Genomic DNA, 14,471 nt, shown 5'->3' on the forward strand with positions numbered 1-14,471 from the left:
CGACGCTGACTACGTTGAGGACATGTCACTCGCCTCCAGGGAGTTCAGGTTCGGGGTCAACATGCTCGCGGCCGACACCGCGTCGTCGTGGCAGACGCGTGCCCGATCGGTCGAGGAACTCGGCTACGACGTCCTGCTCGTCCCCGACCACCTGGGCATCCCGAGCCCGTGGCCGGCACTGGCCGTCGCGGCCACCGCGACGCAACGCCTGCGCGTCGGCCCGTTCGTCCTCAACGCCGCGTTCACCAACCCCGCGCTGCTCGCCCGGGACGCCGCCACCGTCGACCGGTTGTCCGACGGCCGCGTGGAACTCGGACTGGGCACCGGCTACGCCCGGGAGGAGTTCGACGCAGCGGGGATCGAATACCGGTCCGCGGGCCGGCGCGTCGATCACCTGTCGGCGACCGCCGCCCGCGTGACAGAGCTGCTCGCCGACGAGGATCATCAGCCCCGACCCGTGCAGCCGAGGATTCCGCTCCTGCTCGCCGGCAACGGCGACCGCGTGCTGACGATGGCCGCCGAACACGCCGACATCGTCGGGTTCACCGCGGCCCGAACGGGACCCGACGGCGATCTGGAACCGCTGTCCGCCGGCGATTTCGACGAACGGGTGGGCTTCGCACGCGCCGCCGCCGGGGACCGCGCCGTCGAGGTGGAGTGGAACCTCCTGCTACAGATCGTCACCGTGACCGATGATCCGACGGCGGTGGCCGACGAGCTCATCGCGAAGCACGAACTGTCGATGAGCGCTCAGGAGTTCCTGGGCCTGCCGTCGGTGCTCATCGGATCGGTCTCCGACATCGCCGCCCGCCTCGTCGACCTCCGGGAGCGGACCGGGATCAGCTATCTCACCGTGCTCGAACCCGCGCTCGAGGGTTTCGCCCCGGTGATCGCGGAGCTGCACGCCGTCGACGCCGGAGGGCGGTGAGGCGGTCACGGTCATTCGCACCCCCGACGACCGACGTCCCGCAAGCCGCCGGTCGACTAGGGTCTACAACCGTGGAATTCCTGCTGATCATCATCGTGGCGCTGCTGGCGATCATCGCGGTGGTCGTCATCTTCAACTTCCTGGGCAATCGGCGGGCCCGGCAGGCCGAGCAGGACGCCCTGCGTGAGCGGACCTATCGCCCCGGCGATCCTTTCTCGTCTGCTGACGACGACTCCGTCTACGGCGACCCCCGCGATCTCAAACCCGGCGACCTCGTCGAACTGCGCGGTCAGACCTACGCGGTCCGGGGCACCCTGCGCCTGACGCAGGACGGCTACACCTGGACCGAGAACTTCCTCGACACCGGTGTCGGGTCCAAGGCCTGGGTCTCGGTCGAGGACGATCCCGACCTCGAGGTCGTGCTGTGGCACGAGGTACCCGGTGCCGCCGTCACCCCCGGCCCCGACACCGTGGAGCTCGAGGGGCGTCGATACCAGTCGGAGGAGGCGGGCTCGGCGCGTTTCACCTCCGCGGGGACCACCGGCGTCGCGACCTCGGGCCGGATGGCCTATCACGACTACCAGGCCGGCGACGACCGTCTGTCCTTCGAGGACTACGGCAGCGGCTGGGAATGCGCCCGCGGCGAACTGTTGTCCCGCGCGGACTACCGCATCTACCCCACCAACCCGGCTCCGGAAACACCCTGACGGCGGCCCCGACGCCCGCCCATCCACACGACGCCCTGAGCACGGAGACCCCACACCGCATGACCGAGAATTCCGAACATCCCGGCGACCCCGCCGCGCAACTCGCGGTGGCCTACGCCGACACCAGCGCGAGCCAGCTCGGCTTCTCGCTGAGCGCACCCTTGCAGGAGCCCCTGGCACAAGAGGATCGCGAGATCGACGGCATCAGGGTGTCGGTGCGGCTGCTCGGCGCGAGCCATCAGGTACTCGTCGAGGACGGGGTGCAGCGGATCTGCGAGACCGTCGCCTGCCTGCCGGAGGTGACCTCGGCACTGCCGGAGAGTTTCCAGGAGAGCGGTTACTACTTCAGTTCCCGTGTCGAACATGTCAATCCCGACCAGCTCGCCGCACTCGTCGAACAGCTGAGCGTTCGCGTCACCGAACAGCTGGCCACCGGACATCCGTGCGTGATGGGTCGCTTCCCGGGGGAGCCGCACGCCGTCACCGCGATCGTGTCGGAGTCCACCGATGACTCCATCAGCTGGCGCACCTGGCACACCTATCCCGAGGCCGCCGAGGTCGTGATCACCTCCAGCAGGATCGACCGCGGTCCGGTGGCCCGCCCATGACCGGGCAACCACCGCCCGGCGGCCCACCGGACCCGCGCCGCCGTCTGAACAAGACCCGCAACATCATCATCGGCGTGATCGTCGTGCTCACCATCTTCGCGCTGATCGGTGCTTGCACCGCGCGAGTTGCCCGTGGCGGCGGCATCGGGGGGTCGGCGCGCGACTACATCACGCAGAACTACGAGCGCGACACCTCCCTCGACGAGGGCGACGTCGACGCCTATGTCGCCAACGGGACCCCGGAGCAGGTGGCGGCCGAGATCCGCGACGCCGAACGTCCCAGCGACCAGCGGAGCGGCGCCACCGGCACGGGCAACATCGCCGGCACGCAGTTCCTCCAATACCCCGACTACCTCGTCGGCCTGTTCCCGCTGGCGGCCGGCGCCACCCGGGTGATGCTCAGCCGGGATTACCGGTCGGGGTATCACCACTACCACCCCTACGTCGGCGCGTTCTGGGTCCCGACCCCCCGCTACGCGGGTAGCGGCAGCGGAAACCGCGGCGGCGGGAGCGGTGGTGGCGGTAAATGATCGTCGTCCGTCCGGCACGTGCCATCGAATTCGTCCGACCAATCAACGGAGAAGACCATGCTCGCTGATATCGCTGAGAACGCCTACGCTGCAGGCGCTTACGCCGGTGTCGGCGTGATCCTGATGATCATCTCGTTCGGCATCCTCGACCTGCTCACGCCCGGGAAGCTCCGTTCGCAGCTGTGGACGGACCGCAACCGCAACGCCGGCATCCTGGTGGGTTCCAACATGCTCGCCGTCGCCGTGATCGTCACCGCCGCCATCGTCGCGAGCGAGGGACGACTGCTCGAGGGGCTCACCTACACCGCGGTGTACTCGGCGATCGGCCTGGTCGTGATGGCGGTGACCTTCCTCGTCATCGACCTGCTGACCCCCGGCAATCTCGGCGAGTTGCTGGTCCACCCGGAGAGCCACCCGGCGGTGTGGGTGCAGGGCGTCGCACACATCGGGGTGTCGATCATCGTGGCCGCCTCCATCCTGTGACCGGGTTCCCGCACTCCCCCGCTTGTCCGTGACCGGTCACGACTCCGCTGCCGCCGACGCCGAACCGGTGACGACCGAACCCGTTCCGGACGCGCTGGCGATGCGACCGCGATTCGCCCGCGCCGGACTGCTGGCCGTCGTCTTCGTCTGCGCCGCCTGCGGGTTGGTGTACGAGCTCGCGCTGGTCTCGCTCGGCTCGTTCCTGATCGGCAACACCGCGACGCAGGCGTCGATCGTCCTCGCGGTCATGGTCTTCGCGATGGGCATCGGGTCACTCGCCGCGAAACCGCTCCAGCCACAATCGGTCACGGCCTTCGCGGTCATCGAACTGCTGCTCGCCCTCATCGGCGGACTGTCGGTGATGGCGCTCTACGCGGCGTTCGCCTACCTGGAGTTGTACACGCCCGCCCTCGTCCTGGTGGCCTTCGTGCTCGGCATCCTGATCGGTGCCGAGATCCCGCTGCTGATGGTTCTGCTGCAACGGATTCGACGCCAGGAGGCGGGTTCGGCGGTCGCCGACATGTTCGCGGTCGACTACATCGGCGCCCTCATCGGCGGCCTGTGCTTCCCGTTCCTGTTGCTGCCGTTCTTCGGCCAATTGCGGGGTGCTCTGGTGGTCGGGCTGGTCAACGCCGCGGCCGGCTGCTTCCTCGTCTTCGTCATCTTCCGCAAGTCGTTGTCGCGCACCCAGATGGGTGTCCTCTCCGCGTCGGCCGTCGCCGTCGTCGCCGTCCTGATCGCCGGCATGCTGCTGTCCGGCCGCTTCGAGATCACCGCACGCCAAGCGCTGTACCGCGATCCCATCGTCGCCGCCGAACGTAGTGCGTACCAGGACATCGTCATCACCGAGAACCGTTTCGGCGCAACGGCCGACACCCGCCTGTACCTGAACGGCGACCTGCAGTTCTCCTCGGTCGACGAGCATCGCTACCACGAGACGCTGGTGCATCCGGCGATGTCCGGGAACCACGACTCCGTGCTGATCCTCGGCGGCGGTGACGGACTCGCGCTCCGCGAGGTGCTCACCTACCCCGACGCCCGCGACGTCACGCTCGTCGAACTCGACCCGGAGATGATCCGACTCGCCCGGACCGACGAGCGTCTCACCACCTTGAACCGGGGATCGATGACCGACCCCCGAGCCGAGGTGATCGCCGCCGACGCCTTCTCCTGGCTGCGCGGCACCGACCGCCGGTTCGACGTCATCATCGTCGACATGCCCGACCCCGACGACTCGGCCACCGCGAAGCTGTACTCCACCGAGTTCTACGCGATGGTCCGGGCGCATCTCGCCGAGGCGGGCCGCACCGTGGTCCAGGCCGGGTCCCCGTACTTCGCGCCGAAGTCGTTCTGGTGCGTGGCCTCGACCATGCGCGCGGCCGGACTGGACCCGACCCCGTACCACGTCGACGTACCGGCCTTCGGCGACTGGGGATTCCACCTGGCCGGCGCCGGGGGCAGGGTGACCCCGACCGTGGCGGCACCCGGACCCCTCCGGTTCCTCAGTCCTGAACAGTTGGCAGCAGCAACGGTTTTCCCACTGGATCGGCAGCGACTGGATCTGCCGCCGTCGACCCTCATGGACCCGCGTATTCTCCGGTACGCACAGGGCGAGTGGGCGACCTACTGACGCCGGAACGTCTCCACGCGCAGATACTCCAGGTGATCCCACAGGTCGCGCTCACGATCGGGGTCACGACTGTCCGCGGATGACTCCGACACCCGTCCGCGATCGATGTAGGCACCGGTGTCCGCCTGCGGTACAACGAGAATCGTTTCGGCGAGGCGTCGACCGGCCGTCGGCACCCGATCGAACGGGCCGACCAGGGTCAGACCCGGCAGGACCCATCTGTTCGCGAGACGCTGCGGTGCGCTCGCCGCCCGGGCCAGGTCCGTACCGGGCACGTAACCCGGTACGAGACGATCTCGACGCCGTCGGGGAGCCGGCGTGCCCACTCGTGGACGAGATGGATGGCCGCCAGTTTGCTGGTCGAGTACGCGGTGCGGCCGGCGGCCGGACTCGAACGCCCGAACGCACCCGGGCGGGACATGCGTGCCGGGCTCGTCCACCGCGGCGCGGGTACCATCCCGAGGTTGTGCCGGAGATCGCCGAAGTGCGTGTCGCTCACCGTGATGGTGATCCGGGAGCCACGGGTCAGATGTCGGACGAGCTCACCGATCAGCAGGTGGTTCGCGAGTACGTTGACCGCGAAGGTCGCCTCCAGTCCGTCGGCGGTGACGTGCTCGTCGTCGAGGTACTGGATGCCCGCGTTGCCCGCCAGCCCGCGCAGCGGCGGCAACGTCGCGTCGTCGAGCATCTGCCGGATCTCCGCCGCCGCCCTCATCGTCCCGGCGGTGTCGGCGAGATCGGTGTCGACGGCGATGACGCGCCCGGCGCCCTCGCCGAAGCCGTCGACGAATCCCGCGGGTCCGCCGCCGCGAGCGAGTACCACGAGATGACATGACCGGTCCGTCGACACGATGGACCGGGCGGCGACCAGACCGAGCCCGCGGGTGGCTCCCGTCATGACCAGCGTCCAGTCCGGATTCGGGGTGAGTGGTCGAGTCATAGCGGCTCCCGCCGTTTGAGTTGACGTTGTCAACACAAGAAGACGCCATTCGGTTGACGATGTCAACTGTAGGGTCGGGTGATGACCACGAGAGCGGAGAGCGCGGCACACACCAGGCAGGCACTACTGGCCGCGGCGTCGGCACTTCTCGACCACGGCGGGCCGGAGGCGGTGACCCTACGCGAAGTCGGCAGTGGCGCCGGGGTTTCCCGCTCGGCCGCCTACCGCCACTTCATCGGGAAAGAGGAGTTGCTGGCGGCCCTCGCCACCGACGCATGGGCGGTCGTCGCGGACGGTCTCGACGCCATCGCCGCCGACCCGAAACCGTCGCCCGAGGATGCCGTCCGATCGGCCCTGCACGCGCTGTCCGACCTCGGCGTGCACCGGCCACACCTGTACCGGCTCATGTTCGCAACCCCGGCAGGCGCGCCGGCGATCCCCGCAGCGGCACGCGCTCAGGACGGCCTGGTGTCCCTCGTGAGTCGCATCGTCGGTGCCGATGCCGCGCGACACCACGCAGCGCTGCTCTTCGCGGCGGCCCACGGCCTCACCGACCTCGACACCCACGGCCATCTGCCGCCCGACAAGTGGCACGCCGACCGGCACACCCTCATCGACCTCGCCGTGTCGTCGTTGCCGCACACCACGGACGCCGATCGGGGCATCGATGTCTAGCGGCGTGACCATCGCTCTCGTTCTCCTCGGCGTGCTCGCGTGCGTCGGCGCAGTCGCGCTGATCCGCACCCGTCGCGTCGTGCGGACCCCGGCCGAGCGGGCAGTTCATCTGGCCCTGCACACCGCTTCGCTCGCCGCCCGCTCACTGCGCACCGGACTGTCGGCGGAGTCGGCTCGCGAAGCACTGCCGCACCTGCACACCCTGACCGGCGCCGAAGCGGTCGCACTGTACGACGGCGAACCGAGCCGCCTGGCCCACGAGCCGGACGGCGAGGCCATCTGGGACGTCGAGATGCTCGGTCACGCCGACCGTGCGGCGTCGTCCGCGCTGGGTGACCTCCGGCGCGTCCTGCTCACCGACCCCAGCGGCGCCGAGTCGCCCGTGCGCGCGCTGGTGGCCCAGCCGCTCCTCGCCGACGACGTCGGAGTCGGGGTCCTCGTGGTCGCCACCACGCGACGCCCCGGACCCGGGATGCTCGGCGCCATCGCCGAAGTCGCGCGGTACGCGTCGAGCCAGATCGAACTCGCCGACCTCGACGCCTCTCGCGCACGGCTCAACCGCGCCGAGGTCCTCGCCCTGCGCGCGCAGATCAGTCCGCACTTCATCTACAACGCGCTCAACACCATCGCCTCGTTCGTGCGGACCGACCCCGACCGGGCGCGCGATCTCGTCCTCGACTTCGCCGACTTCACCCGGTACTCCTTCCGGGCCGCCGGCGAATACACCGTGCTGGCCGACGAGCTGCGGAACATCGACCGCTACCTCACCCTCGAACGCGCCCGTTTCGGCAATGCCCTGGACGTCAAACTGCATGTCGCACCGGAGGTCCTGAACGTCGTCGTGCCGTTCCTCGCGTTGCAGCCGCTCGTCGAGAACGCCGTCCGGCACGGCCTGGCGTCGAAGGGCGGCGGGACCATCACCATCGTCGCGGCCGACGAGGGCACCGACTGTGTCATCACGGTCGAGGACGACGGCGTGGGCATGGAACCGGAGCTCCTGCGCAGCGGCGCTCTCGACGCCCTCGACCACAGCGAGGGTGCCCACGTTGGCCTGACCAACGTCGACCACCGGCTCCGCGCCGCGTTCGGCAACGACTACGGACTCGTCGTCGAGACGGCGGTCGGCGCCGGCACCAAGGTGGGGATGCGTGTCCCGAAGTTCCGCGCGGGCATCCGGGCGTGAAACGCAACGCCCGAGTTCCGGCGGTGCCCGAACTCCCAGGCGGTAAACTGCGGGCTGTCGTCGAGGCGGGAGGTGTTCCATGACCGCACTGGTGGTACTCGCGGTCGACGACGAACCACCCGCGCTCGACGAGCTCGGCTACCTGTTGAACCGGCAGGACGACGTCGCCGAGGTCCGCTCCGCGTCCGACGCCACCGGCGCCCTGCGCGAACTCAACGAGCACCGCATCGACGCGATCTTCCTCGACATCAACATGCCCGGCCTCTCGGGACTCGAACTCGCCGGCGTCCTCGCGAAATACGCCTCGCCCCCGGCGATCGTGTTCGTCACCGCCCACGACGACCGGGCCGTCGACGCCTTCGAGGTCGGAGCGGTCGACTACCTGCTCAAACCCCTACGCGAACAACGTCTCACCCAGGCGGTCGACCGGGTCCGCGCGAGCCTCGACAGTCGAGAGCGTGCACCCGAGCCCGCGCAACCGACCGTTCGACCGGAGCGCCGCGCCGCATCGGACGAGGTCATCCCGGTGGAGATGAGCGGCGTGACCTCGCTCGTCCGGCGCGATTCGATCTCCTGGGTCGAGGCCGTCGGCGACTACGCCCGACTGCACGCCGACTCGGGCGCACATCTCGTCCGCATCCCGTTGTCGACGCTCGAATCCCGCTGGCAGGAGACCGGATTCGCCCGGGTACACCGGTCCTACCTCGTCGCGCTGCCGATGGTCACCGGATTGCGGACGGTCGGCGGCGGCACGGTGGTGTGCGTCCGCGCGAACGGCGCATCCGAGGCTGTGGAGCTGCCCGTGAGCCGCCGACAGGTCCGCGAACTCAAGGACCGCCTCATCCGGGACCCGCTGCGCCAGTACCGTTCCCCCACCGCACGGGACGATGGCTGAGCACCCGCCTCAGCGCGAACGGGTGGTGCTCGCCTCCCGCCGCGGGGCGCGAATGGTCCGCACCCGCGTCGAGGTCCAGGAACAGACCGAGGTCGGCGACGCGCTCGTCCGCGGTCTCATGCGCGCCCAACTCGGTCTCGGCCTCCGGCTCGGGGGTGCCCTGCTCACCGTTGCTGCCGCCATACCCGTTGCCGCCTGGGCGTTTCCGGGGATCGCCGACGCCGACGTCTTCGGGATTCGACTCATCTGGCTGATGCTGGGAGTGCTCGCCTTCCCACTCCTGTATCTGACCGGACGGCTCTACGTCCATCTCGCCGAGCAGGCCGAACGCGACTTCATGGGCCTCGTGGATGACGATCTGTCCGACGCGCCCGAACCGGGTCCGCCGTGACGACCGACGTCCACGTCCTCACCGCGATCGGCCTGTTCGCCGCGGCCATCGCCACGATCGCGGTCGGCGCGTGGGGTGGGCGTTTCTCACGGACCACGTCGGACTTCCTGGTGGCGTCCCGGTCGGTCGGCTCACGCTGGAACGCCGCCGCGGTGTCCGGTGAATACCTGTCGGCAGCATCGTTTCTCGGCGTGGCGGGCCTCATCGCGAAGTACGGCGCCGACGCACTTTGGTACCCCGTCGGGTTCACCGCCGGCTACCTGGGCCTGTTGCTGTTCGTCGCCGCGCCCCTGCGTCGTTCCGGGGCCTACACGGTGCCCGACTTCGCCGAGTTCCGCCTCGCCTCGCCGGCGGCACGGAAGACCGCGATGCTCGTCGTGGTCGTCGTCTGCGTGCTGTACCTGATCCCGCAGTTCCAGGGCGCTGGACTCACCCTCAACATCCTTCTCGGCGCACCGGTGTGGGCAGGCGTGGTCGGCGTCGGACTGATCGTGATCGTGAACGTGGTGGGCGGCGGCATGCGGTCGATCACCTTCGTGCAGGCCTTCCAGTACTGGCTCAAGCTGACCGCGATCGCGGTTCCCGCGCTCGTCCTGATCGGCGTCTTCGCCCAGGACCCCACGCCCGTCGGCGAAACCGCGCCGCCGCGCATCACCACCGCGACGACCGTCGACGTGACCACCGACGTCTCGGTCACCGTCGCCGAGACCACCGGCGTGCGGGTCACGGGGACGCTGGACGGGGTCGTCGTCGACGACGCGCCGGTGGACACCACCGGACCCCACGTCATCTCCGCGGGCTCGACGATCTTCCTCGACGCCGGTGCGGCCACCCCGGTCGTCGCGGGCGCGCCGGCACAGAACGCGGACTGGATCGCCCCCGGCGGGGGCTTCGGCGGCAGTCACCCGCTGTACCAGGTGCTGTCGCTCATCATCGCGATGTTCCTCGGCGTGATGGGTCTGCCCCACGTGCTGGTGCGCTTCTACACCAACCCCGACGGGCGATCGGCGCGGCGAACCGCGCTGGCCGTCATCGCACTGCTGTCGTTGTTCTACCTGTTCCCCATCCTGCTGGGGGTGTTCGCACGGCTCTATGTCCCCGAACTGCTGATCACCGGCACCGCCGACGCCGCGGTCCTGTTGCTGCCGAGCGCGGCGGTCGGCGGGATCGCCGGTCAGATCCTGGCCGCGCTCGTCGCCGCCGGGGCGATCGCCGCCTTCCTCGCCACGTCGTCGGGACTGCTGGTGTCGGTCGCCGGGGCGCTCGCCACCGACCTGCTGCGCGGCCGGGTGCGCGACTTCCGGGTGGCCGCGGTCATCGGCGGACTGATCCCGATCGGCTTGTCGCTGGCCGCCGCGTCCCTGGAACTGTCCCGGACCGTCGGGTTGGTGTTCGCCGTCGCCGCGTCGACGCTGTGCCCGCTGCTGGTCCTCGGGATCTGGTGGCGTGGACTCACGGCCGTCGGCGCGATCGCCGGACTCGTCGTCGGCGGCGCGTCGTCGGGGTCGGCGACGATGCTGGCGATCGCCGGGGTCGTCGACGACGACGTGCTGGGCGGGTGGCTTGCGGTCGTGATCGGCTACCCGGCCGCCGTGACGGTCCCACTCGCGTTCGGCACGATGGTGCTGGTCAGCAAGGCAACCCGGGGACGGGTACCCGTCGACCTCGCACGGACCTTTGCCCGGATGCACGTCCCGGAACGAGTCGGGATGGGGCTCGATCGCACCCCGGGACGGGCCCCGGACGAGCGGACGACCTGACCGTTCGGACAGGTGACCGTTCGCCGTTCGTCGGATCTCACCGACCGTCCGGCGCACGGACGGCGGGTTTCGGCGTGTGACCCAGGCCACCCGATTGTCTGTGATCTGCACCTCATTCAGGCTGAGTTCCGTAGAGCCATCACACATGTGGCCACGTCACCCTGGGAGGAAACGTGTCGACCGTCGACCAACCACCACCGGCGCCACACGCGCCGACCGGCGAAAAGTTCATCGAGATGCAGGCCAGTCCGGAGTTCCAGGAGCTGCGGCGGACGCTGCGGAAGTTCGTCTTCCCGCTGACCGCGTTCTTCCTGATCTGGTACGCCCTCTACGTGCTGCTCGGCGCCTTCGCCCATGACTTCATGGCGACCCAGGTCTGGGGCAACATCAACCTCGGCCTGATCCTCGGTCTGTTGCAGTTCGTCAGCACCTTCGTCATCACCGGCATGTACGTACGCTTCGCCAATCGCAATCTCGACCCGAAGGCCGAGGCGATCCGCAACGAGATGGAAGGCGGGCCCGCACTGTGAACACCACTGCCGTACCCACCACCGACGTGACCGTCCTCGCGGCGACCGTCGGCAGCCCGGCCGCCAACATCGCCATCTTCGCCGCGTTCGTCGCGGTCACGATGTTCGTGGTCATCAAGGCCAGCAAGAACAACAGCACCGCCGCCGACTTCTTCACCGGCGGCCGCGGCTTCTCCGGACCGCAGAACGGCGTCGCCATTGCCGGCGACTACCTGTCGGCGGCCAGCTTCCTCGGTATCGCGGGCGCCATCGCGGTCTACGGCTACGACGGCTTCCTCTACTCCATCGGCTTCCTCGTCGCGTGGCTGGTCGCGCTGCTGCTCGTGGCGGAATTGCTGCGCAACACCGGCAAGTTCACGATGGCCGACGTCCTCAGCTTCCGTCTCAAGCAACGCCCGGTGCGTCTGGCCGCGGCGATCTCCACCCTCGCGGTGTCGCTGTTCTACCTGCTCGCCCAGATGGCCGGCGCCGGCGGCCTGGTCGCGTTGCTCCTCGACATCGAGGGGCGCCTCGGCCAGTCCATCGTCATCGCCGTCGTCGGTGCGCTGATGATCGTCTACGTGCTCATCGGCGGCATGAAGGGCACCACCTGGGTGCAGATCATCAAGGCCGTCCTGCTCATCGCGGGCGCCGGCATCATGACCGTCATCGTGCTGGCCAAGTTCGGCATGAACCTGTCGTCGATCCTCGGTGCGGCGCAGGACGCGGTGACCGACTCGACCAGCGAAAAGGTCGCCGCGCGTGACGTTCTCGCTCCCGGCGCCCAGTACGGCGGGTCACTGACGAGCCAGATCAACTTCATCTCGCTCGCCATCGCGCTCGTCCTCGGCACCGCGGGCCTCCCGCACGTGCTGATGCGGTTCTACACCGTGCCGACCGCGAAAGAGGCTCGCAAGTCGGTGGTCTGGGCCATCGCCCTCATCGGCGCCTTCTACCTGTTCACCCTGGTCCTCGGTTACGGAGCGGCCGCCCTGGTCGGACCGGACAAGATCCTCGACGCCGCCGGCGGACAGAACTCGGCCGCACCGTTGCTCGCGTTCGAACTCGGTGGCGTGGTCCTGCTGGGCATCATCTCGGCGGTCGCCTTCGCGACGATCCTCGCCGTGGTCGCCGGCCTCGCCATCACCGCGTCGGCGTCGTTCGCCCACGACATCTATGCCTCGGTGATCAAGCGCAACAAGGCGAGTGAGGCCGACCAGGTCCGCGTCTCGCGATACACCGTCGTGGTCCTCGGCATCGTCAGCATCGTGCTCGGCATCCTCGCCAACGGCCAGAACATCGCCTTCCTGGTGGCGCTGGCCTTCGCGATCGCCGCGGCGGCGAACCTGCCGACGATCGTCTACTCGCTCTACTGGAAGCGGTTCAACACCCGCGGCGCCCTGTGGAGCATGTACGGCGGCCTGATCTCGACGATCGTGCTGATCGTCTTCTCCCCCGCCGTCTCCGGGTCGTCGACCGCCATGATCTCCGGCGCCGACTTCGCCTGGTTCCCGCTGGCCAACCCGGGCATCATCTCGATCCCGCTGGCCTTCGTCCTCGGCATCGTCGGCACGCTGACCAGCCCGTCGGACAACGGCACCCCGGAACGCAACGCCGAGATGGAGGTTCGCTCCCTCACCGGCATCGGGGCCGAGAAGGCCGTGCAGCACTAGGTCATTCGCAAACCCACCCCTGTTCCGTGAACCCACTGCCTTGCAAGGCGGTGGGTGTGCGGAACAGGGGTGGATTTGTGGGGGCACGCTCAGCTATCCGGGCGAAGTGCCGCCACACTCACCGGTGAGCTGAGATCACCGGGATCGCCGAAGCATGTGACCAGCACGGCTCCCGGAACGGGTACGACGCCACCCAACGTCTGCCCGCACGGCGACGGTACGGACGCGATCGAACCGCCCGGGTGGATCGTCGTCAGGTCGTACCGCCCCTGGTTCTCGAGAGGTCGCTTCAGTTGGGCCGTCACCACGGAGTCGTGCAGAAGAACCCAGCTCTGCGACTCCGGGATCGGATCGCGTGGCCAGTCGGTACCTTTCGGGATCGTGACGCGGGTCGACGAGCGAGAATCCAGATGTCCGATGACTACCGCCCCGGGCTGGTCGAAGTACATACCCCAGGACGGCTGCGCGTTCACATGGATCCCCGTCATCCGGCGCCCTCGAGCATCTGAACCCCACCACCATCTGTCCACCGGCTCGTGTCCGCCGTTCGCTATGGAGACCACCAATGCCCGGGGGACGTCATCGAGGTCCCACAGGTGAGCCACGAACTCGGAGTCGCCTGTCTCGCCGACGCTGACGTCGAACCGCTCGTCCGCCGCCGTGATTGCGATGCGATGGGTCCGATCCGCTCCGGTCAGGGCGTCGAAGACAACGACCTTCACATGACCCCTGTCAGGAGTCACATAGACCACATGATGACCGGCAGCGAAGACCGAGCGCGGATGCGGGTTCGGTTCATCACGTCCGGTCGGCGGCGACACACGTCGCTGCCATCTGACCTCTCCGCTCCGAGGTTCGAGAACTGCCATCTCGCCGTCACGGATCACAGCCACTGGCTGATCGACGCGTCCGGCGCGTGGTACGTCGGAAATCAGAATCCACGGCGAATCGTTGGTCCAGAGGACCTGTCCTGTCATCGCATCGATCCCGGTCGTGAAATACCCCACCCGCCCTGCGCGGGCGTAGTCACAACCGACCACGACCACTGAATCGGTTCCCGTTCCGGTACTGGTGACGCGATCGAACCCTCGCTCAGCGCAATTCGCCGCTCCGACGCCATCGGGAGTGAGGCTCCACCGTGGTCGGCCCGTCGTGCCGTCGTAGGCGACCAGGATGTCATCGACGACTGCGGCGAAGCCCGGGCCGGCCGGGGTGATCGACCAGGGATCGACATCATCCACTCGGTAGGCTGGTTCCCCGGTGACCGAAGGCGGCACTTCGGGAATCCGAATGGCGTCGGCCCCCGTCGCTCCACTGCGCTCGAACGGCATGAGACCGATCGCCAGTGTCACGACGAGAGCGACAACGGCGATTGCGCCGACCTCTCTTAGAGACAATCGATCTCGTCGAAACGTCGCCGCGACCGCGGCGACGAGCAGGCACGCCCACGCCGCCAGGACCGTTCGTACCACGTCATGTCCGCCCGGGCCTCCCGTCAGCGCCGCGATGGTATCGACCGCCTCGGATCGGACCGAATAGGCGAGGCAGACCCCCGAGAC

At 68.7% G+C, this 14,471-nt stretch carries 15 protein-coding genes; 13 read left to right on the forward strand and 2 right to left on the reverse strand.

Annotated features, from left to right (window positions below; genetic code table 11):
* The first annotated feature begins 22 nt into the window (after positions 1–22).
* The 6 genes from KB201_RS09885 (at position 23) to KB201_RS09910 (ending at position 4,886) form a co-directional block, all read left to right on the forward strand.
* Complete coding sequence (locus KB201_RS09885; RefSeq protein WP_165630637.1) at positions 23–928, forward strand: TIGR03621 family F420-dependent LLM class oxidoreductase; 906 nt, start codon at positions 23–25, stop codon at positions 926–928.
* Between the two features lie 71 nt (positions 929–999).
* Positions 1,000–1,635: a DUF4178 domain-containing protein gene (locus KB201_RS09890; RefSeq protein ID WP_058251319.1), complete on the forward strand. Its 636-nt coding sequence runs from the start codon at positions 1,000–1,002 to the stop codon at positions 1,633–1,635.
* Between the two features lie 59 nt (positions 1,636–1,694).
* The gene (locus KB201_RS09895; protein WP_058251320.1) at positions 1,695–2,243 is read left to right on the forward strand and encodes a DUF2617 family protein; all 549 of its coding nucleotides are present in this window, start codon (positions 1,695–1,697) and stop codon (positions 2,241–2,243) included.
* A complete protein-coding gene (locus tag KB201_RS09900) occupies positions 2,240–2,773 on the forward strand; it encodes a DUF4247 domain-containing protein (protein WP_058251321.1) in 534 nt (177 codons plus the stop codon). Before KB201_RS09895 ends, KB201_RS09900 begins: the two co-directional genes overlap by 4 nt.
* Positions 2,774–2,830: 57 nt before the next feature.
* Positions 2,831–3,256, forward strand: a complete 426-nt coding sequence (locus KB201_RS09905; RefSeq protein ID WP_058251322.1) for a DUF350 domain-containing protein — start codon at positions 2,831–2,833, stop codon at positions 3,254–3,256.
* A gap of 100 nt (positions 3,257–3,356) precedes the next feature.
* The gene (locus KB201_RS09910; RefSeq protein WP_058251427.1) at positions 3,357–4,886 is read left to right on the forward strand and encodes a polyamine aminopropyltransferase; all 1,530 of its coding nucleotides are present in this window, start codon (positions 3,357–3,359) and stop codon (positions 4,884–4,886) included.
* Positions 4,887–5,085: 199 nt separating this feature from the next.
* On the opposite strand, the gene KB201_RS09915 is transcribed toward KB201_RS09910, so the two are convergent.
* A complete protein-coding gene (locus tag KB201_RS09915; RefSeq protein WP_247451216.1) occupies positions 5,086–5,826 on the reverse strand; it encodes an SDR family NAD(P)-dependent oxidoreductase in 741 nt (246 codons plus the stop codon).
* An 81-nt stretch (positions 5,827–5,907) separates the two neighbouring features.
* Between KB201_RS09915 and KB201_RS09920 the strand changes: the two genes are divergently transcribed.
* The 7 genes from KB201_RS09920 to KB201_RS09950 all read left to right on the forward strand — a co-directional run bounded on the left by KB201_RS09920 (position 5,908) and on the right by KB201_RS09950 (position 12,912).
* Positions 5,908–6,501: a TetR/AcrR family transcriptional regulator gene (locus KB201_RS09920; protein ID WP_058251324.1), complete on the forward strand. Its 594-nt coding sequence runs from the start codon at positions 5,908–5,910 to the stop codon at positions 6,499–6,501.
* Positions 6,494–7,684: a sensor histidine kinase gene (locus KB201_RS09925; RefSeq protein WP_078111723.1), complete on the forward strand. Its 1,191-nt coding sequence runs from the start codon at positions 6,494–6,496 to the stop codon at positions 7,682–7,684. The genes KB201_RS09920 and KB201_RS09925 overlap by 8 nt, the downstream gene beginning before the upstream one ends.
* Positions 7,685–7,763: 79 nt before the next feature.
* Positions 7,764–8,579 carry a LytTR family DNA-binding domain-containing protein gene (locus KB201_RS09930; protein ID WP_065630124.1) on the forward strand — a complete coding sequence of 272 codons (816 nt, stop codon included), beginning with the start codon at positions 7,764–7,766 and terminating at the stop codon, positions 8,577–8,579.
* Complete coding sequence (locus KB201_RS09935) at positions 8,572–8,970, forward strand: hypothetical protein (RefSeq protein WP_058251327.1); 399 nt, start codon at positions 8,572–8,574, stop codon at positions 8,968–8,970. Before KB201_RS09930 ends, KB201_RS09935 begins: the two co-directional genes overlap by 8 nt.
* A complete protein-coding gene (locus tag KB201_RS09940) occupies positions 8,967–10,730 on the forward strand; it encodes a cation acetate symporter (RefSeq protein WP_058251328.1) in 1,764 nt (587 codons plus the stop codon). Before KB201_RS09935 ends, KB201_RS09940 begins: the two co-directional genes overlap by 4 nt.
* 173 nt (positions 10,731–10,903) lie before the next feature.
* Positions 10,904–11,260 (forward strand): DUF485 domain-containing protein, encoded by a 357-nt coding sequence (locus KB201_RS09945; RefSeq protein WP_068970521.1) that lies wholly within the window; start codon positions 10,904–10,906, stop codon positions 11,258–11,260.
* 26 nt (positions 11,261–11,286) lie between these two features.
* Positions 11,287–12,912: a cation acetate symporter gene (locus KB201_RS09950; RefSeq protein ID WP_058251428.1), complete on the forward strand. Its 1,626-nt coding sequence runs from the start codon at positions 11,287–11,289 to the stop codon at positions 12,910–12,912.
* A gap of 89 nt (positions 12,913–13,001) precedes the next feature.
* Here the strand turns inward: KB201_RS09950 and KB201_RS09955 are convergent, their stop codons facing one another.
* Positions 13,002–14,384, reverse strand: coding sequence for a PQQ-binding-like beta-propeller repeat protein (locus KB201_RS09955; RefSeq protein WP_165630640.1), 1,383 nt, complete (start codon positions 14,382–14,384; stop codon positions 13,002–13,004).
* Positions 14,385–14,471: the final 87 nt, after the last annotated feature.

Origin of the sequence: Gordonia sp. SCSIO 19800 (assembly GCF_018132775.1) — a bacterium.
Lineage (GTDB): Bacteria > Actinomycetota > Actinomycetes > Mycobacteriales > Mycobacteriaceae > Gordonia > Gordonia hongkongensis.